Annotated in this window: 1 pseudogene; it reads right to left on the bottom strand. The window is 35.0% G+C overall.

The window, feature by feature from the left end:
* Window positions 1–389: pseudogene (locus MUW74_RS03880) on the bottom strand (hypothetical protein); the annotation flags it as partial.

The raw sequence follows: 389 nt of genomic DNA, 5'->3' as shown, positions 1-389 counted from the left end.
CTTGCCCTCTAGCTTGCCCTTTTTTTGCCCTATTTGGATACCCATCATTTTCCCTTTTTCTTCACCTATCCTGATCCCTTCTTGTTTTCCTTCTTGTCTTAATGTTTCAGCTATTGACATGGCAATTTCCTTTAATTTTGGATTAGATTGCTTGATCGTTTCTAACAAATCTGGATGATCATCTACCTGTAACATATACGAAAAAGCTTCACTAGCATAATTAATATAACCTTTTTCTAGTAAATCTACAATTAATCCTATATGTTCAATAAACCATTGATTAAACGAACGATAAATACCTTGTTTCAGAACCATAGCTGCAACAGCAGCCTTTTTATAGCTAAGTAGTTCTTGCTCTGGTGTACTATAGAGATCAACCAACTGAAACC

Source organism: Candidatus Cardinium sp. cBcalN2 (assembly GCF_022810445.1).
Classification (GTDB): Bacteria; Bacteroidota; Bacteroidia; order Cytophagales; family Amoebophilaceae; genus Cardinium.
This window is presented reverse-complemented; position numbering and strand designations above follow the sequence as displayed.